The organism is Salipiger sp. CCB-MM3 (assembly GCF_001687105.1).
Lineage (GTDB): Bacteria > Pseudomonadota > Alphaproteobacteria > Rhodobacterales > Rhodobacteraceae > Salipiger.
Map to the genome: position 1 here is coordinate 2,521,375 of NZ_CP014595.1, position 17,259 is coordinate 2,538,633.

Annotated in this window: 14 protein-coding genes; 4 read left to right on the top strand and 10 right to left on the bottom strand. The window is 67.8% G+C overall.

The genetic code is table 11. From position 1 onward, the window contains the following. The first annotated feature begins 121 nt into the window (after nt 1–121). Both AYJ57_RS12135 and AYJ57_RS12140 read left to right on the top strand, forming a co-directional pair. Entirely contained in the window at nt 122–691 is a 570-nt protein-coding gene (locus tag AYJ57_RS12135; protein ID WP_066105542.1) for a hypothetical protein, read from the top strand. Beyond that, nucleotides 688–3,252, top strand: a complete 2,565-nt coding sequence (locus AYJ57_RS12140) for an HWE histidine kinase domain-containing protein (RefSeq protein WP_066105545.1) — start codon at nt 688–690, stop codon at nt 3,250–3,252. Before AYJ57_RS12135 ends, AYJ57_RS12140 begins: the two co-directional genes overlap by 4 nt. Nucleotides 3,253–3,335: 83 nt before the next feature. Here the strand turns inward: AYJ57_RS12140 and AYJ57_RS12145 are convergent, their stop codons facing one another. From AYJ57_RS12145 to AYJ57_RS12190, 10 genes are all read right to left on the bottom strand, one after another. Further along, nucleotides 3,336–3,980 carry a PAS domain-containing protein gene (locus AYJ57_RS12145; protein ID WP_066105549.1) on the bottom strand — a complete coding sequence of 215 codons (645 nt, stop codon included), beginning with the start codon at nt 3,978–3,980 and terminating at the stop codon, nt 3,336–3,338. Between the two features lie 163 nt (nt 3,981–4,143). Then, nucleotides 4,144–7,506, bottom strand: a complete 3,363-nt coding sequence (locus tag AYJ57_RS12150) for an error-prone DNA polymerase (RefSeq protein ID WP_066105551.1) — start codon at nt 7,504–7,506, stop codon at nt 4,144–4,146. Nucleotides 7,507–7,516: 10 nt separating this feature from the next. Beyond that, nucleotides 7,517–9,040: a Y-family DNA polymerase gene (locus AYJ57_RS12155; protein WP_066105557.1), complete on the bottom strand. Its 1,524-nt coding sequence runs from the start codon at nt 9,038–9,040 to the stop codon at nt 7,517–7,519. Then, nucleotides 8,967–9,617, bottom strand: coding sequence for an ImuA family protein (locus tag AYJ57_RS12160; protein WP_237220149.1), 651 nt, complete (start codon nt 9,615–9,617; stop codon nt 8,967–8,969). Before AYJ57_RS12160 ends, AYJ57_RS12155 begins: the two co-directional genes overlap by 74 nt. Before the next feature lie 259 nt (nt 9,618–9,876). Next, nucleotides 9,877–10,689 (bottom strand): arginyltransferase, encoded by an 813-nt coding sequence (locus tag AYJ57_RS12165; protein WP_066105560.1) that lies wholly within the window; start codon nt 10,687–10,689, stop codon nt 9,877–9,879. A gap of 213 nt (nt 10,690–10,902) precedes the next feature. Then, nucleotides 10,903–11,337, bottom strand: coding sequence for a peptidoglycan-binding protein LysM (gene lysM, locus AYJ57_RS12170; RefSeq protein ID WP_066105563.1), 435 nt, complete (start codon nt 11,335–11,337; stop codon nt 10,903–10,905). Between the two features lie 314 nt (nt 11,338–11,651). Beyond that, on the bottom strand, nt 11,652–12,104 hold the full coding sequence (locus tag AYJ57_RS12175; protein ID WP_066105567.1) for an RDD family protein: 453 nt from the start codon (nt 12,102–12,104) through the stop codon (nt 11,652–11,654). Between the two features lie 155 nt (nt 12,105–12,259). After that, nucleotides 12,260–12,706 (bottom strand): DUF2852 domain-containing protein, encoded by a 447-nt coding sequence (locus tag AYJ57_RS12180; RefSeq protein WP_066105570.1) that lies wholly within the window; start codon nt 12,704–12,706, stop codon nt 12,260–12,262. A gap of 168 nt (nt 12,707–12,874) precedes the next feature. Continuing rightward, complete coding sequence (locus tag AYJ57_RS12185) at nt 12,875–13,507, bottom strand: alpha/beta family hydrolase (protein WP_066105572.1); 633 nt, start codon at nt 13,505–13,507, stop codon at nt 12,875–12,877. A gap of 8 nt (nt 13,508–13,515) precedes the next feature. After that, nucleotides 13,516–13,983 (bottom strand): YbaK/EbsC family protein, encoded by a 468-nt coding sequence (locus tag AYJ57_RS12190; RefSeq protein WP_066105574.1) that lies wholly within the window; start codon nt 13,981–13,983, stop codon nt 13,516–13,518. Between the two features lie 112 nt (nt 13,984–14,095). Here AYJ57_RS12190 and AYJ57_RS12195 point away from each other — a divergent pair, with 112 nt between their 5' ends. Both AYJ57_RS12195 and AYJ57_RS12200 read left to right on the top strand, forming a co-directional pair. Next, the gene (locus AYJ57_RS12195; RefSeq protein ID WP_066105577.1) at nt 14,096–16,873 is read left to right on the top strand and encodes a glutamine-synthetase adenylyltransferase; all 2,778 of its coding nucleotides are present in this window, start codon (nt 14,096–14,098) and stop codon (nt 16,871–16,873) included. Continuing rightward, nucleotides 16,870–17,130: a hypothetical protein gene (locus tag AYJ57_RS12200; protein ID WP_066105580.1), complete on the top strand. Its 261-nt coding sequence runs from the start codon at nt 16,870–16,872 to the stop codon at nt 17,128–17,130. The genes AYJ57_RS12195 and AYJ57_RS12200 overlap by 4 nt, the downstream gene beginning before the upstream one ends. The last annotated feature ends 129 nt before the right edge of the window (nt 17,131–17,259 follow it).

Consider the following 17,259-nt stretch of genomic DNA (forward strand, 5'->3'; position numbering starts at 1 on the left):
CGGGGGCATCGTGCAAATACGCCGTTGAAAAAAATGTCATCTCCGGGGAACCGGACGGCTGCGGCTGGCGTTAGGGACAGTGGCCGCCAATAAAGATATAAGCAGGGACAGGGCAGACAGGGTGAAAGACCTTCTCGACGATCCGGATGTGATCCGGGACAGCAACCTCAGGGATGCGCTTCGTAGTGCGACCTCTGCCCCGCACGCCCGTCTTGATGGACAGCTTGCCGGGCTCGACCTGACCGACCCTCGGGCGCGCCGTGACTTCTGCGATGTGCAGAGGCGCGGCTTTTCGCGTTTGGGCGAAGCGTGCCACTGGCACGCCGCCGAAGCCAGCGATGCGCTGATCGCGACCTTGCGCGCGCTTGACGTGGATCTTGGCCGACCGCTGGAGCGATCCGGACCGGGCAGGGATCTGCCGTTGCATTCCGACGCGGTGGCCTATCTGCTGCTCGGCTCGCAGCTCGGCGCGGCGATGCTCCGCCGCTCGATGCCGGAGCCGCCCGAGCGCGGTTATTTCGCGCTCCCGCCCGCGCGCGGCGCATGGCGCGCCCTCTGCCAGCGGCTTTCAGCCCAACCTGCCCGCTGCCCCGAAGCGCAGCGCGTGCTGCGCGACGCCATCCGCGCCTTTTCCATTTTCGAATACGAGGCGCGCGCCGTGCTGACCGCGCCCACCGCCGGAGCAACATGAACGATTCCTTCATCTCGACCGACACGCCCGTCGATCTGACCAATTGCGATCGCGAGCCCATCCACCTTCTGGGCAATGTGCAGTCATTTGCTGCGCTGATCGCCATCTCTGCCGACTGGATCGTGCAGCATGTCTCGGACAATACCGGCGCATTGCTTGGCCTTGAGGCAGAGAGCCTGCCCGGCGTCAGCCTTACCGAGAAACTTCCGCGCGACACGGTGACCAAGCTGCGCGAAAAGCTTGGCGGCACCAGCCACGACAACGCGGTAGCGCGCATCTTCTCTATGGATGTTTTCGAAGACGGGCGACTGTTCGACGTCAGCGCGCATCAATCCGGGCCGAGCTTTATCTTCGAGTTCGAACCCAAGGTGCGCGACGCCGAGGAGGACGAACTGGCCCTTGTCACGCCGATGCTGCGCCGGGTTTCGGCGCAGAAGGATCTGGTCAGCGCCTCCGAGGAAGCGGCGCAGCAGTTGCGCGCCCTGACCGGCTTTGACCGGGTGATGGTCTATCAGTTCGGCCCCGAGGGCGACGGAACGGTGATCGCCGAGGCCAAGGACGGCGCGGACGCCGAAACCTATATGGGGCTGCATTTCCCCGCCTCCGACATCCCGCGTCAGGCGCGGGCACTTTATAAGCGCAGCCTGCTGCGGCTGATCGCCGACGTGGATGACGAGGTCTCGCCCATTGTCCCGCAGCAAAGCCCCGAGGGGCGACCGCTTGATCTGTCGCTTTCGATGTCACGGGCGGTGTCGCCGATCCATCTAGAGTATCTGCGCAACATGAAGGTGCGCGCCTCGATGTCGGTGTCGATCATCATTCGCGGCGAGCTTTGGGGGCTTTTCGCCTGCCATCACCGCGCGCCGCTGCATGTCGACTACGAGCGCCGCACGGCGGTGGAGCTTCTGGCGCAGTTCTTCGCCTATGAGCTGGAGCGGCAGGAAGCCAAGGCGACCAGCGACACGGTGGGGCGGGCGCAACGCCTGCATGACCGGCTGATGATGCAGGTCAGCTCGGGCGAGGGGCTTGCGCACAGCTTCCCGAACATTGCGCGAGAGATCGGCAAGGTGATCCCTTTCGACGGCATCGCGCTTTATTCCGACGGTGATTATTCGACGCAGGGGTCCGCCCCGTCGAAAGAGCAGTTCCAGACCATCGCGCGGTTTCTCAACACCGCTGCGGCCAGCCGGGTCTATGCGACCGACTGCCTGTCGGCGCGGCTGAAGTCTATGGACAGCCTGCTGCCCGATTGCGCCGGTATCCTTGCCATTCCAGTCTCGCGCACGCCGCGCGATTACATCGTGCTGTTCCGCTCCGAGGTGATGCGGCAGGTCAAATGGGCGGGCAATCCCAACAAGCCGGTCGAGGTCGGCCCGATGGGCGCGCGGCTGACCCCGCGCAAGAGCTTCGAGACGTGGAAGCAGGATGTGGCGGGTCGGTCCGAGACTTGGTCGCAGACCGCGCTGAAGGCCGCCGAGGCGATCCGCGTGACGCTGCTTGAGGTGGTGCTGAAGCTGTCGGACGAGGTCAACGCCGAGCGCAAGCGCGCACAGGACCAGCAGGAACTGCTGATCGCCGAGCTCAATCACCGGGTGCGCAACGTGCTGGGGCTGATCCGCTCGCTGGTCGGCCAGTCGCGACGTTCGGCGCAGACCATCGAAGAGTTCACCGCCGCTGTCGACGGGCGTATCCACGCGCTGGCGCAGGCGCATGATCAGTTGACCTCGACCGAATGGCATCCGGTGGCTTTGCGCGAGCTGCTGAAGGTCGAACTGGGGGCCTATATCGCGGGCGAAGAGCACCGCGTGACGATCACCGGAAAGCCGGTGCTGCTGGCGCCCGAGGCGTTCTCGACCATGGCGCTCGTTCTGCATGAGCTTGTCACCAACTCGGTCAAATACGGTGCTCTTTCGGTGCCGGCGGGCCGTGTGGATGTGGCGCTCGAGCGGCTGCCCGACGGGCTGCAGCGCATCGCTTGGACCGAGACCGGCGGCCCTGCCGTGCGGGCGCCCGAACGGCGGGGTTTTGGCACCACGATCATCGAGAAATCCATTCCCTTCGAGCTCAAGGGCAAGGCCGAGGTGCATTTCGAGGTGACCGGCCTGCGCGCCGAGTTTCTGCTGCCAGAACGCTATGTCACCGAGGCGCCTGATCCGGCCCCCATCGAGGCGGCGGCGGCACCGGAGGCCCCTGCGGTCAGCGAAGACGGCATCTCGGGCGTGGCGCTGGTGGTCGAGGACAATATGATCATCGCCATGGACGCCGCCGATATTCTGTCGGACCTCGGAGCCGAGACGGTGCACACCGCCTCTTCGGTGGCCGAGGCCATGCGCATCATCGACGCGCATCCGGTGCAGGTGGCGGTGCTCGACGTGAACCTCGGGTCGGAAACCAGCCTGCCGGTGGCCGAGATGCTGGCGGCGCGCGGTGTGCCCTTCGTGCTGGCCAGCGGCTATGCCGGGCAGTCGGATTGGCTGTCGCGCTTCCCCAAAGCACCGATGACCAGCAAGCCCTTCACCATTGAGACGCTGACCAAGGCGGTGGCGCGGCTGGCCAAGTGAGCTTGGTCGCGGGGCGCGGATAGGTCTGGTCTCAAAAAGGTAAGTTAAAGCTGCGAGGGCAGGGATAGGTCAGGCCAAAAAGGTCAGGCCGCCTTGCCCTCGTTCTTTTTGTCGCTGCCGATCTGCGCGCGCATGCTGTCCACCGCGGCGGCGGCTTTCTCCCCGGCGTCCGTCAGCGCGTCGGCCAGCGTCTCCGCCCGCTCGGGATCGACGCCACGGCGCAGGATGTTGGCGGCGCTGGTGGTCACGGCGGTGAGATTGCTCAGCGTGTGGAAAAGCTCGCTTAGCGAGGTCAGCATGCCCCGGTCTTCGAAGGTCTGCTCGCTGCGGTTGCCGCCCGGGGCTTGGCCGACCATCAGCGACGACAGCGCCAGAACGCGGCTGACCTTGCCGTCCTGCCAGTCGAGCGGGACGATCTCGACCTCCCAGATGCTTTCGCCCGTCGTCGGCCCGCTGAACGCGCCGATGAAGCTTGCGGGCTTGCCGTCGAAGGCGCTGCGCACGGTGGCCTCGGCCTTGTCGCGCTCGGCGCCATCCCAGAAGGTCGTCCAGACCTGACCGCAGATCGTCTCTGCATCGACGTTCAGCAATTCGAGCCCACGCTTGTTGATCGCCAAGACCTTACCGTCACTGTCGAGGATCTTGGCGCAGACGGTGCAGCGCTGCGCGAGATAGCCCATGGCTGTGGACAGGGCAGAGGCTTCGAGGCTGCTGTCGGCGAGAATCATTTCCAAAGGTCCGGGAGTGGAGAGGGTTAGCCGTTTACCGATAGTAAACATAGCCGCTGCCATAGCAGTCTCGCAACACTTGTCCCGTAGTGACTGAGCATTTTTTCGGCAAACGGGATATTGCACGAAAGTTACCAGCTGTGGCCTGAAAAGGGTGAGGGGATCAGTGAAAGTCCCTGCTGGGAAAGAGCTTTTTCGCTTGATCCCGCGGGTGCCTCGCACTGCCGCCGACCGGCCTGCGCGTCTCATCGGCGCGCCCGTCGTTGGTTTCTATGGTGGCTCCGATGGGGATCGGCCCGCCCAGTTCCGACAGCAGAGGCGACAGGTCCTCGACGTGTTCGGCGATCAGATGCGTGACCACGCCCTCGCGCTCGAGCCGGCCAGTGACGCGCAGCAGGCGGCCCGCGATCACCGCCTTGCGGAAGGTCTCGTAGATCTTCGTCCAGACCACCACATTTGCGGTGCCGGTCTCATCCTCCAGCGTCAGAAAGATCACCCCCGAGGCGGTGCCGGGGCGCTGGCGGGTGATCACCAGCCCGGTGGCGGTGATGCGCTGGCGGTGTGGCACGCTGCCGAAGCGTTCATGCGGCAGGCTTTCCGGCAGCCGCGGGCGCAAAAGCTCCATCGGGTGGGCGCGCAAGCTCAGGCGCAGCGAGAGGTAATCCTCGACCACCTCCTGTCCCAGCGTCATGGCGGGCAGCACCACATCGGGCTCGGCGGCGCCTTCGCCATCCTCGCCAAAGAGCGGCAGGGGTTTGGGTGCGCGCAGCGCCTTGGCGGCCCAGAGCGCATCGCGCCGGGTGAGGCCGATGGCGGCAAAGCCGTCGCCCTCGGCCAGCCGCTCCAGCGCCGCAGGCTTCACCCCGGCGCGGCGCCAGAGGCTTTCCACATCGGGATAGCCGTTGCCGCGCGCCGCGACGATCCACGCCGCATCCTCCTCGCGCAGCCCCTTGATCTGGCGAAACCCCAGCCGCAGGGCGAGGCTGCCATCGGGGCGCGGCTCGAGCGTGTTGTCCCAGTCGGAATGGTTCACCGACACCGGCCGCACCTCGACGCCATGCTCGCGCGCGTCGCGCACCAGCTGGGCAGGGGCATAGAACCCCATGGGCTGGGCGTTGAGCAGCGCGCAGGTGAAGATCGCCTGATGGTGCTTCTTCAGCCATGCCGAGATATAGACCAGCCGCGCGAAGCTGGCGGCATGGCTTTCGGGAAAGCCGTAGCTGCCGAAGCCCTCGATCTGAGTAAAGCAGCGCTCGGCGAAATCCCCGGCATAGCCGCGCGCCAGCATCCCGGAAACGAAGCGGTCGCGGAAGGCGCCGATGGTGCCCATGCGCTTGAAGGTGGCGAGGCTGCGGCGCAGCCGGTCGGCCTCGGCGGGGGTGAAACCGGCGGCGACCACGGCGATCTGCATCGCCTGCTCCTGAAACAGCGGCACGCCGTAGGTGCGGCCCAGCACCTCCATCATCGCCGGGCCAAGGTCTTCGACCGGCTCCTTGCCCTGACGGCGGTTGATGAAAGGATGCACCATGCCGCCCTGAATGGGGCCGGGGCGCACGATGGCGACCTCGCACACCAGATCGTAGAACCGTCGCGGCAGCATCCGCGGCAGGAAGTTCAGCTGCGCCCGGCTTTCCACCTGAAACACCCCGATGGCATCGGCGCGGCAGAGCATGTCATAGACCTTTGGATCTTCGGTGGGAACATTGGCCAGCGTCAGATGCTGGCCCCGGTGCTGCACCAGCAGGCCAAAGGCCTTGCGGATGCAGGTCAGCATCCCCAGCGCAAGGATATCGACCTTCAACAGCCCCAGCGCGTCGATGTCGTCCTTGTCCCATTCGATCACCGTGCGGTCGTCCATCGCCGCGTTCTCGATCGGGCACAGCTCGTCGAGCCGCCCGTGGGTGATGACGAAGCCGCCGACGTGCTGCGACAGATGCCGCGGAAAGCCGATGATCTCTTCGATCAGCTTGGCGGTCATCAGCACCCGGTCGTCGCTCGGGTCGATCCCGGCGTCACGCATGCGGTCCTCGTCGGGGGCGGAGGATGACCAGCCCCAGATCTGCCCGGCGAGCCGCGCGATCACGTCCTGGCTCAGCCCCATCACCTTGCCCACCTCGCGGATCGCCGCGCGCGAGCGGAAATGGATCACCGTGGCGGTGAGCCCGGCGCGCTCGCGCCCGTAGCGGTCATAGATCCACTGGATCACCTCCTCGCGGCGCTCATGCTCGAAATCCACGTCGATGTCGGGCGGCTCGCCGCGTTCCTTCGAGATGAAGCGCTCGAAGATCAGCGTGATGCTCTCGGGCGGCACCTCGGTGACGCCAAGCAGGTAGCACACCACAGAGTTCGCCGCCGAGCCGCGCCCCTGACACAGGATGCCGCGCGAACGGGCAAAGGCGACGATGTCATGCACGGTCAGGAAATAGGGCGCATAGCCCATCTCGCCGATCAGCCGCAGTTCCTTTTCCACCCGGTGCACGATCTTCGGCGGCGGCCCTGCGGGGTAGCGCCAGTGCAGCCCCTCGCGCGAGAGCCGCTCCAGCCGGTCCTGCGCGGGCTCGCCGTTCTGCGCCTCGTCCGGGTATTGATAGCGCAGCTCGTCGAGGCGGAAGGCGCAGCGATCGGCGATCTCGGCGGTGCGGCGCAGGGCGGCGGGGTAGCGGTGGAAGAGCCGGGCCATCTCGGCGCCGGACTTCAGCCGCCGCTCGCCATTGGTCAGCCGCCGGGTGCCGATGTTGTCGATGGTGCAGCCCTCGCGCAGGCAGGTCAGCACATCGGCCAGCGGACGCCGGGCCGAGCGGTGCATCAGCACATCCCCCACCGCCACCAGCGGCAGGCCGGTCTGCTGCGACAGCCGGGCAAGATGGTCGAGCCGTATCTGGTCGCGCCCGTCATAGACCGGGGCTGCGCCGATATAGGCCCGGCCCGGGCAGCGCCGCAGCATCTCGCGCAGCTCAGGGTCAAGCTGCCGGCTGTCGGGCTCCAGCGGATCGGGCGGCAGGGCGATGAGGATCATCCCCTCGGATGCGGCGTGCAGATCGGCGCGGGTGAGATGGCACTCGCCTTTTTCGGCGCGGCGCTTGCCCAAGGACAGCAGCCGCGTCAGCCGCGCCCATGCGGCGACGTCGCAGGGCAGGGCGAGCCAGTCGAGCGCGCTGTCGGTCAGCACCAGCCGCGCGCCCGCGATGAGCCGGGGCAAGGGGCGCTCGGGGGGCAGCATCGGGGCCGGGCCGGGGGCGGTCTGCGCCACGCGCTGGCGGCTCGACGGGTCGGTCAGCGACTGCGAGCGGATCGCCGGGGCCTCGCGCGCTTCGGCCTGCGCCGCCTCCAGCGCCTCACCGCGCAGCCGCTCCAGCTCCTTCAGCGCCGAGAAGGCGCGCACCACCCCGGCCACCGAATTGCGGTCGGTGATGGCGATCGCCTCGAGCCCCAGCTCGGCGGCGCGGGTCACCAGCTCCTCGGGGTGCGAGGCGCCGGTGAGGAAGGTGAAATTGCTGGTCACGCACAGCTCGGCATAGGGGGTCATGGCGCGTCCCTCATGCGAATTCCCCCTGCACGAACCAGTCCTGCGCCCCGCCCGCGTCCCAGCCCGCCACCTGCGGCGTGTGAAAGAGCCACAGCCGCGGGCCCTCGCGCGTCTCGATGCGCCAGTAGTCGCGGATGCCGGAGCGCCATACGGGATCGTCGAACCACCATTCAGGGGCGATCCGCTCGGGCCCGGTGGCGCGCAGGGTGGAAAAGCGCATGTTGCGCCAGCGGAACTGCGCGGGCGGATGGCCGGGCTGCGCGCCGCGCGCGCCGGTGACCATCTCGGGCGGGAACAGCAGCAGCGGGCGCGGCGGGCCGCGCCGGGGCGGCGGCGCTTCGGCCTCGGAATAGGCGGCGGGGGCGAGCAGGAAGCTGCGCTCGGGGATGTCGCTCTGCGCGGGCAGCAGACGCTGCACCTGCTCAAAGCCCAGCCGGTTGCCGAGCCGCGAGATGAGATCGGCCAGCGCATCCTCGCTGCGCGGCTTCGGGCCGCCCAGAGTTTTTCCGGACCCAAGCTGTTCGGGCGGCAGCGGCTCGGTGACCTCGGCGCAGAGCCGCATGGCGTCGATGCCGAAACCGGCCTCCACCTCGCCCACGCCCCTTTCGAACAGCGCCGCGATGCGCGCGGGATCGCGCATCGGGCGGGCGAGGCCGACGCGGACCTGCGCGGTCTCGCGGTCGACGCGGTGCAGCTCCAGCAGCAGGCGGCGCGCGCCGTGCTGATGCGTGCCGAGCTTGTCGCAGAGCCGTTCCAGCAGGCGGGTCAGACCGGCCATCACATCCTCCTGCAGGCCGATGGGATCGGGCAGGGTCATGCGGACGCCGAAATGCGGCGGCTCGGGCGCGGCGTCCACCGGCTCGGAGCGGGTGCCGAGCGCCTGATCGAGTCGCATCACCAGCGCCGGGCCAAAGCGTTTGGCCAGCGGCGCGCGGGGCAGCGGGATGAGATCGGCGATGCGCCCGAGCCCGACGCGGGAAAGCGTCTCGGCGGTGTCATGGTCGATGCGCAGCGCCGAGACCGGCAGTTTGCCCAGCCCCTCGGCCAGCGCGCCCTCGGGGAGGATGCCGCCGCCGTGACGGGCGAGGGCGAAGGCCCCGCCGCGGCTGCCGGCGATGGCGCTTTGCGCCGCCAGCCCGATGCGCGCCAGCCGGCCATGCAGATCGGCGCGCAGCGCTGCCTCGCCGCCGAAGAGATGCGGCACGCCGGTGACATCGGCGATGAGCCCGTCACTGCCGTCCCGCGCCACCAGCGGCGCGTAGCGCCCGGCCCAGCGAAGCAGGCCCGAGAGCGCCGCCGCCTCGCGCCCCAGATCGGCGGGGCGGGTGGCCAGATCGGGGCAGAGCGCCCGCGCATCGGCCAGCGCCATGCCGCGCGCCAGCCCCTGCGCCTGCGCGCGCGGCGAGACGCAATGCAGATGATCGGCATTGCCCGACCGCAGGGTCAGGGCAAAGGGCCCCTCAACGGGCCGTCTGCGCAGGCTGATGTCGCTGGCCAGCCGCGGAAACCAGATGGAAAGCAGCCGTTTCGCCATGCCAGTCTACGGTCCAGAGTCTTAATGTTCCCTTTTTGTTCTTTATAAGTTCCCAGCCGTGCAGAGTCGAGTCCGCTGCTGGCGCGGGCAATTGTTCGCAGGCCCAGCGTGTCTCGGCGGCATTGCTGCCCTGACCGCTCTGGATCAGCATCAGCCCGGTGGTCTGCCCGGCCTCGGCGGCCAGTTGCAGGCGGCGCCCGGCCTTGAGCGACAGCACCTCCCCGGGCTCGGCCACCACCAGCCCCACGGCGGTGCAGCGCAGCGCCTCTTCGGCGGCCCAGAGCAGATCGGCCTCGCTGTGGGTGCGCACCAGATGCAGCCGCGCGCCAATGCCTTCGGGCAGGCCGCGCAGCAGCGGCAGTTGCGGCGCGTGCTGCGGGGTGATCCAGATCAGCGGCCCGGCGTGGCGGCTGGCCTGAAACAGCGCAAAGCCGCGCCGCGCACGCCCTTCGGCCTCATGCACCCGGGCGGGGCAAAGGGCGAGCGGATCGGCCTCGGCAAGAGGCGCGCTGGCGGGCAAGGGGCGCATGATTGGACCTGTGGCAGCAGAGTCGGTGTGCGGGATGTTCAGGAACATTGCCAGAACATCCGCGCCATGGGAAGCGTGCCGTAGTGCGTATTTAACAAAGAGAAGAAGGACCGGGCGCGTGTCATGTGCTTCTTCTCTTTGAAAATACGCCGGGGGTGAGGCGCGCAGCGACGAGGGGGCAGCGCCCCCTCCTGACACGCCAAGGCAAATTGGAGCGCATGGCAGCGGCGCGCCTTGGGCTTCCTCTTGGCAAAAATATTCCCGCCGGAGGCAGGATCGCGCCGCGATCCTCCAGCGACGTCCCGGTTCAGCCCCGGCTGTCGGGCAGCGAGATATTGGCCACCTGCTCGGCGATCGGATCGGTGCTCAGCGGGTGGGTCTCGGAGGCGTAATCATCATCGCCACGCATCGGCTCCCACCGACCGCGGCGGTAGATCTCCAGCGCCGAGAATTGCGCCTTGTAGCCCATCTTCGGCGAGCCGGGCACCCAGTAGCCCAAGTAGACATAGGGCAGCCCGGCCTCGCGCGCGATGTCGATGTGATCGAGGATCATCCAGGTGCCGAGCCCGGCCTTGGGCAGTTCGGGATCGTAGAAGGAATAGACCATCGACAGCCCGTCATCGAGCACGTCGGTCAGGCACACGGCGGCCAGATCGCCCCGATCGCCGTCGGTGTATTCCACCACCCGGCTGCGGATCGGGGTCTCTTCGATCATCGCGGCGAACTCGAAGATGTCCATGTCCGCCATGCCGCCATCGGCATGGCGCGCGTCGAGATAGCGGCGGAACAGCTCGAACTGGTCCTCGGTGGCCCAAGGGCTCGAGGCGCGGCGTTGCAGGAAGGCATTGCGCTTCAGCGAGCGGCGCTGGCTTTTCGACGGGGCGAAGCGCCGCACGTCGATCCGCGCCGAGAGACAGGCCGAGCACTCCGAGCAGGACGGGCGATAGAGCACATTCTGCGAGCGGCGGAAGCCCTGCTTCGAAAGACTGTCGTTGAGTTTCTCCGCGCTGTCGCCCTGCAGCGCGGTGAAGAGCTTGCGCTCCATCCGGCCCGGCAGATAGGGGCAGGGTTGCGGCGCCGTGACGTAAAATTGCGGCGCGAGGGGCAGCGAATGGCGCATTTCGAAACCGTCCGGGCTGGTTGAAAGGAAAACGTAACAACGAATTTCCCAGCCGCCAACCCCGCGTAACCCGACATATGCGCGTTTCACGATCTTGCTATCCGTAAAGCGCGGAAGATCGCCGGGCCCATTGCCACATGCGGGGCCGCCGGGGCCTCGCGCATCGCCGCATCCGGCACCCGTGCAAGACGGCGGACCAAGAGCAGGGCGAGGTCAGCTGGCGGGGATACGCAGCACCTGTCCGGGATAGATCTCGTCGGGGTCCGAGAGCATCGGCTTGTTGGCCTCGAAGATCTCGGCATAGCGCGCGCCGTCACCCAGCGTCTTCTCGGCGATCTTCCAAAGGCTGTCGCCGCTCTCGACCGTGTGGAAGTTGGGCGCTGGGCCCTCGGCCTCATCCTCTACCTCGGCCACGCCCTCGATATTGCCCACCGCGAGGATCATCTTCTCGCGGGTTTCCTGATCCTTCGGCTGGCCGGTGATCGTCACCTTCGCGGATCCCGGCTCGACCTTGATCGAGGTGCCGCTGGTGTCGAGGCCGAGATCGTCGAGTTCCTTGGCCAGCGCCGCCTCGGCGGGTGGGGTCTCGGGGGCGGCCTCGGCCTCGAGCTTCTTACCCTTGCCTTTGAGAAAACTGAAAAGTCCCATGGTCGGCATCTCCCGAAGAATGGCTTGAATTGAATGCGCGCAGTTTGGCGCAGCTTGAGCGGTCGGGCTACCGGAAGATGTCAGCTTTGGCGTGTGGTGCGCCGCCGCTTGGGAGGCGGGGCGGGGCGGGGAATGCTAGGCGTTGTTTAGAAAGGGAAAAACGTATGGGTAGGTGAGGTGGTCGGCCCCATGCCTTCGGCTCAATTCCGCGCAGCGAGGGCCGTTCAATGCAAACCGCCCTCGCACGGGTGGCGAGAGCGGTCACTGGCTCAGGAGGTGCCCGGCGTCACAGGACGCGGCGATTGAGCGCCCCGTCACATCGCGCGGCGGTTCAGCGCCACGGTACCAAGCGCGAGGTCGGTGAGGCCCTGACCGCGTTCGGTGGCCAGCATGCAGACGATCGAGACGATCTGCAGCGGCGCGATCGAGACCGAGACCGTATAGCCCAGCGTGTGCAGCAACGCCTGCGGCAGGCCGAAGCGCTGGCCCTGCCAGTCGCGGAATTCGATGGCCATCAGGCGCATGCCCCAGGTGGCCGAGCCATTGGCCAGCGTCGCGACGCGATAGCCGAAGCTGATCACCATCCAGATGGCGAAGAAGATGAACACGCCCAGAAAGGCGGTGAACAGCAGCGCGATGAAGACCAGCACGGCAACGATCATCGTATCTATGACCCAGGCCATGCCGCGCTTGAGCGCCACGCTTTCGTAAAAGGCGCGCTGGTGCACGGGGTCGGGAAGCTGCGAATAGGTCGCGTCGGAATACATCTGTCTCTCTCGCTCGGGGTTGCTGTCGCGGGCGCGGCTCAAAGGTGGGGATGGCGCCGGGCCATGTCCAGTCTGCCGTGTCCAGTCTATCGTTCTTGGCCCATGGCCCCCGGATCGGGGCCATGGAGCAGGGGTTGGGGAAGGGCGGCCCGCTATCAGGCCTCTTCGGTTTCGCCTTTTTCGCGCTCTTCGCGGGCGATGCGCGAGCGTTCGTCCATGAACTGGTCGAATTCGGCCTTGTCGCGGGCTTCGCGCAGACGCTGCAGGAAGTCCTCAAAGCTCTTCTGCTCGTCCTCGAGGCGGCGCAGCGTGTCGGCCTTATAGGCGTCGAAGGCGGCGTTGCCGCTGGGACGCATGGCGTTGAACCCGTGCTGGAAGGCGGTGTGACGCTCCGAGCGGCGGTGGCGGCAGGACTTTCCGAACATGCGTTTGCTCCAGATCATATAGGCAAGAAGGGCGAGGCCAATGGGCCAGAAAATCATGAAACCGAGGATCATGGCGACGATCCACGCGGGTTTGCCCCGCTGGTCGAGCCAGAACTCGGCACGTCTGAGCCAGCCGGGGTTGGCGGGCTGAGTGTAGTGCTGCGAGGCGGCGGTCATGGGTCGTTTCCTTTCGGTTCGGGTGATGTGAATGCTTTTCACATTACATCAGATCGGTATTCCCCCCGCCGCCTTCAAGGGGTGATGTGAAAGGTTTTTACATTTTTCGTGCGGGATGGTTTCGGCCGTAGGATTGTCCCGCTCAGGCCAAGGCGCGCGGCGTTGGGATCAGCCGAGACGCGCCGCCCACTCCGCAACCGCAGAGGCCGCGCTTTGCAGATTGTCCTCGTGATCCAGACCCGAGACCCGCTTGCGCGGTTTGAGATCGTGATCGCCGTCCTCCAACCAGTGCAGCGCGATCCGCTCAGACAGCTCGTAGCCAGCCACCTCTTCGCGCGTGCCGAAGGGGTCGCGGGTGCTCTGACAGATCAGCGTCGGCACCTGAAGCGCGGCCAGATGCTCGGTGCGCAGTTTCTCGGGCTTGCCGGTGGGGTGGAACGGGTACCCAAGACAGAGCAGCCCGGCGATACGTCCTGCAGCAAAGAGATCCTCCGCGATCAGGCTGGCGACCCGTCCGCCCATGGATTTGCCGCCGATGATCAACGGGCCGTCACAGGCCAGCGCCTGCACCGCCGCGCGATATTCCTCTTGCAGCAACTCGACCTTCGGCGGCGGGCGCTTCGATCCGCCCTCGCGCCGCTGCGCCATATAGGCGAACTCGAACCGCGCCACGCGCAGGCCCTGCGCGGCAAGCAGCGCTGCGATCCGCTCCATGAAGGGGCTGTCCATCGCCGCCCCGGCGCCATGGGCCAGCAGCACCGTCACCCGCGCCGCCGCGTCGCCGGTCATCACGAAATCCATGGCGCCGCTCACTCGGTAAACTGCGCGGGCACGGCGCCGGTCAGACCGGGCAGCACATGCGCGTCGATGGCAAAGAGGTGACGGGGCGTGCCCGCGGCGGCCCAGACCTGCGGGAACTCCAGCAGGCGCGGGTCGATCCACGCCCGGATCGGATTGAGATGCCCCACCGGCGAGACGCCCCCGATGGCAAAGCCGGTCTGGCCCCGGATCAACGCCGCGTCGGCCTTGCCCAGCGGCTCGCCCGCCACCTCCGAAGCTTTCTGCGCACAGACACGGTTGCTGCCCGCGGTGAGGAACAGCACCGCATCGCCGCTGTCCTCGGCGCGGAAGATGATCGACTTGGCGATCTGGTCGAGCGCGCAGCCCACGGCCTCGGCGGCCTCCTGCGCGGTGCGGGCCTGTTCCACCTCGACGATCTCCACCGGCAGCCCGGCGTCATCCAGCGCCGCGCGCACCCGTTTGAGGCTCTTGCTCATATCCGTCTCCTGTCTCTTCCGGCCAAGGGATAACGCCCGATGCGGCGGCGCGGCAAGCCGCTGATCGTCACTTGGGATTGCACAATGGCGCCACTCGTGGCCATCTGCCGCCATGAGTTTCGAAGCCGCCATCACCCGCCTGCCGCATCCTTTCGAGCCCGATCTCGGCGACGAGGCGCTGGCCGCCGCGCCTTGGGCCAAGGGCCAGATCGCCGAGTTGATCCGAGGCACCGGCGGCTCCAGCCCCTATCTCGGCGGGCTGATCCGCAAGGAAGCGGGTTGGCTGGAGGGGGCGCTCGACAATCCGCAGGACACGCTCGCGGCGCTCTGGTCGGATCTGCGCGGCCTCGAGGGCGATCCCGGCGTGCCGCTGCGACAGGCCAAACGCCGCGTTGCGCTGCTGTCGGGGCTGGCCGATCTCGGCGGGGTCTGGCCACTGGAGCAGGTCACCGGCACGCTCACCGATTTTGCCGATCTGGCGGTGCAGATCGCTCTGCGCGAGGCGATCGGGCGCGAGGTGAAACGCGGCAAGCTGCCGGGCGCGACCGAGGCCGACATCGCCACTGCGGGCGGCATGGTGGTCTTTGCCATGGGCAAGATGGGGGCGGGAGAGCTCAACTACAGCTCTGACATCGACCTCATCTGCCTCTTCGACGAAAGCCGCTACGGGCGCAACGATTACCACGAGGCGCGCGCCTCTTTCATCCGCGCCACCAAGCGCATGAGCGCCACGCTCAACGATCTCACCGGCGAGGGCTATGTCTTCCGCACCGATCTGCGGCTGCGCCCCGATCCCGCCGTCACCCCGGTGTGCATGGCGATGGAGGCTGCCGAGCGCTACTACGAAAGCCTTGGCCGCGCGTGGGAGCGCGCCGCATGGATCAAGGCGCGGCCCTGCGCGGGCGATCCTGAGGCGGGCGCGCGCTTCATCGACGCGCTGCGCCCCTTCGTGTGGCGCAAGCACCTCGATTTCGCCGCCATCAAAGACGCCCATGACATGCGCCTGCGCTACCGCGAGACCAAGGGGCTGACCGGGCCGATCACCCTGCCGGGCCACAACATGAAGCTGGGCCGTGGTGGCATCCGCGAGATCGAGTTCTTCACCCAGACCCGGCAGATCATCGCCGGGGGCCGCGATCCCGACCTGCGCGTGCGCGGCACGGTGCCGGGGCTGCGGGTGCTGGCCGAGAAGGGCTGGGTGCCGCCTGATGTGGCCGAAACCCTCACCGGCCACTACCGTGCGCACCGCGAGATCGAGCACCGCATCCAGATGGTGCAGGACGCCCAGACCCACGCGCTGCCCGGCAATGAAGAGGGCTTTGCCCGGCTCGCTGCGCTTGCGGGCCGGGACCTTGCGGAGCTGAAGGCCGACCTCAAGGCACGGCTCGAGGACGTGCACGAGCTGACCGAGGGGTTTTTCGCTCCCGAAAGCCGCAGCGAGCCGCAGGTGCCCTCGGCGCTGGAGCAAAGCCCGCTGGTGGCGCGCTGGCCGAGCTACCCGGCGCTGCGCTCGAGCCGGGCGGTGGAGATCTGGGGGCGGCTGCGCCCCGAGATCCTCAGCCGCCTCGGCCGGGCTGCCAAACCCGAAGAGGCGCTCACCGCCTTCGACGGCTTTCTTGCGGGGCTTCCGGCGGGGGTGCAGCTGTTCTCGCTGTTCGAGGCCAACCCGCAGCTTGTCGATCTGCTGGTGGATATCGTCTCGGTCTCGCCCGATCTGGCGCGGCACCTGTCGCGCAACGCGCAGGTCTTCGACGCGGTGATCGGTGGGGACTTCTTCGCGCCATGGCCCGGCGCCTCGGCCATGGCTGCCGATCTCGCTGCGCGGTTGGGGGCCGAAGATGACTACGAGCGCCGCCTCGATCTGGCGCGGCGCTGGCAGCGCGAGGGGCATTTCCGCATCGGCGTGCACCTGCTGCGCGGCCTGTCGGAGCCGCAGGAGGCGGGGCAGCATTACGCCGAACTGGCCGAGGCGGTGCTCGCCGCGCTCTTTCCCGTGGTGCAAGAGGAGTTCGCCCGCAAGCACGGGCCTGCGCCGGGGCGGGGCGCGGTGGTGGTGGGCATGGGCAGCCTCGGCGCGGGGCGGCTGCACGCGCGCTCGGATCTCGATCTCATCGTGATCTACGATGCAGATGGGGTAGAGGCCTCCGACGGGCCGCGCCCGCTGCCCGCGCGCACCTACTATGCGCGGCTGACGCAGGCGCTGATCACCGCCATGTCCGCGCCAATGGCCGAGGGCAAGCTCTATGAGATCGACATGCGCCTGCGCCCCTCGGGCAATCAGGGCCCGGTGGCGACCTCGCTCACCGCGTTTACAGAATATCAGCGCGAGAACGCATGGGTCTGGGAGCATCTGGCCCTGACCCGCGCGCGGGTGGTGGCCGGGCCGGACGATCTGGCTGCCGAGGTCGAGGCGCGGCGGCGCGAACTGCTGGCCGGCCCGCAAGAGCAGGCGCATGTGCTGGGCGAGCTGTCGAAGATGCGCGCGCGAATTGCCGCCGCCAAGGGCGGGGGCGATCCCTGGGATCCGAAGCTGGGGCAAGGGCGGATGCAGGATATCGAACTGGTGGGTCAGGCCGGGGCGCTGCTCTCGGGCAAGGCGCGGCGGCGCACCGCGCGTGGCCTCGCGGCAGCGGCGCAGGAGGGCTGGCTGACCCGCGAGGAGGCCGATCACCTCGCCGCCACCTACCGGCTGTGCTGGAGCCTGCAGATCGGCGCGCGGCTGATCACCGAAGGCGCGCTCGACCCAGAGGAGCTGGGCGTGGGCGGCTGCACCTTCCTCACCGGGCTGGCCGGGGTCGAGGGACCGGAGGCGCTGCGCGAGAAACTGGCGCAGATGTCGGGCCGCGCGGCGCAGATCATCACCGCCGCCCTGCCGGAGCCCGAGGCATGAAGGGCGACGCGCTCGACCCCAAGGCGCTGATCGCTGAGGCCTACCGCATCGAAGGCATCACCTCTGAAGAATGCCGCTCGATCTTCCTCGACTGGGCGCTGTCGCTGCCGGAAGGCGCGGATGTGCAGGCGGCGCTGTCGGGGCTGATCGCGCGCCATGGGGTGACCGGCCACCCGATGACGGCGGTGCTGAAGCAGGGGCTCGGCGAGGATAGGCCCCCCCGGCGGCGCGGTGGCCGCGCGGCACGGCGGCTCTGACACAGCAGGTCTGAAGAGCGCCTGCGGCGCGCGTATTTTCAAAGAGAAGAAGGCAGGACCGTCACGCCCTGCCTTCTTCGTCTTTTTCTTCTTCTCTTTCCAAATACGCCGGGGGTGAGCCCGAAGGGC

What these genes read in the sequence shown, in the direction of transcription:
- AYJ57_RS12150 (WP_066105551.1), bottom strand. Translation starts at nt 7,506, where the DNA reads ATGACCCCCTATGCCGAGCTGTGCGTGACCAGCAATTTCACCTTCCTC.
- AYJ57_RS12165 (WP_066105560.1), bottom strand. Translation starts at nt 10,689, where the DNA reads ATGCGCCATTCGCTGCCCCTCGCGCCGCAATTTTACGTCACGGCGCCG.
- AYJ57_RS12180 (WP_066105570.1), bottom strand. Translation starts at nt 12,706, where the DNA reads ATGACCGCCGCCTCGCAGCACTACACTCAGCCCGCCAACCCCGGCTGG.
- AYJ57_RS12160 (WP_237220149.1), bottom strand. Translation starts at nt 9,617, where the DNA reads ATGTTCCTGAACATCCCGCACACCGACTCTGCTGCCACAGGTCCAATC.
- lysM (WP_066105563.1), bottom strand. Translation starts at nt 11,337, where the DNA reads ATGGGACTTTTCAGTTTTCTCAAAGGCAAGGGTAAGAAGCTCGAGGCC.
- AYJ57_RS12175 (WP_066105567.1), bottom strand. Translation starts at nt 12,104, where the DNA reads ATGTATTCCGACGCGACCTATTCGCAGCTTCCCGACCCCGTGCACCAG.
- AYJ57_RS12190 (WP_066105574.1), bottom strand. Translation starts at nt 13,983, where the DNA reads ATGAGCAAGAGCCTCAAACGGGTGCGCGCGGCGCTGGATGACGCCGGG.
- AYJ57_RS12140 (WP_066105545.1), top strand. Translation starts at nt 688, where the DNA reads ATGAACGATTCCTTCATCTCGACCGACACGCCCGTCGATCTGACCAAT.
- AYJ57_RS12195 (WP_066105577.1), top strand. Translation starts at nt 14,096, where the DNA reads ATGAGTTTCGAAGCCGCCATCACCCGCCTGCCGCATCCTTTCGAGCCC.
- AYJ57_RS12200 (WP_066105580.1), top strand. Translation starts at nt 16,870, where the DNA reads ATGAAGGGCGACGCGCTCGACCCCAAGGCGCTGATCGCTGAGGCCTAC.
- AYJ57_RS12145 (WP_066105549.1), bottom strand. Translation starts at nt 3,980, where the DNA reads ATGATTCTCGCCGACAGCAGCCTCGAAGCCTCTGCCCTGTCCACAGCC.
- AYJ57_RS12155 (WP_066105557.1), bottom strand. Translation starts at nt 9,040, where the DNA reads ATGGCGAAACGGCTGCTTTCCATCTGGTTTCCGCGGCTGGCCAGCGAC.
- AYJ57_RS12185 (WP_066105572.1), bottom strand. Translation starts at nt 13,507, where the DNA reads ATGGATTTCGTGATGACCGGCGACGCGGCGGCGCGGGTGACGGTGCTG.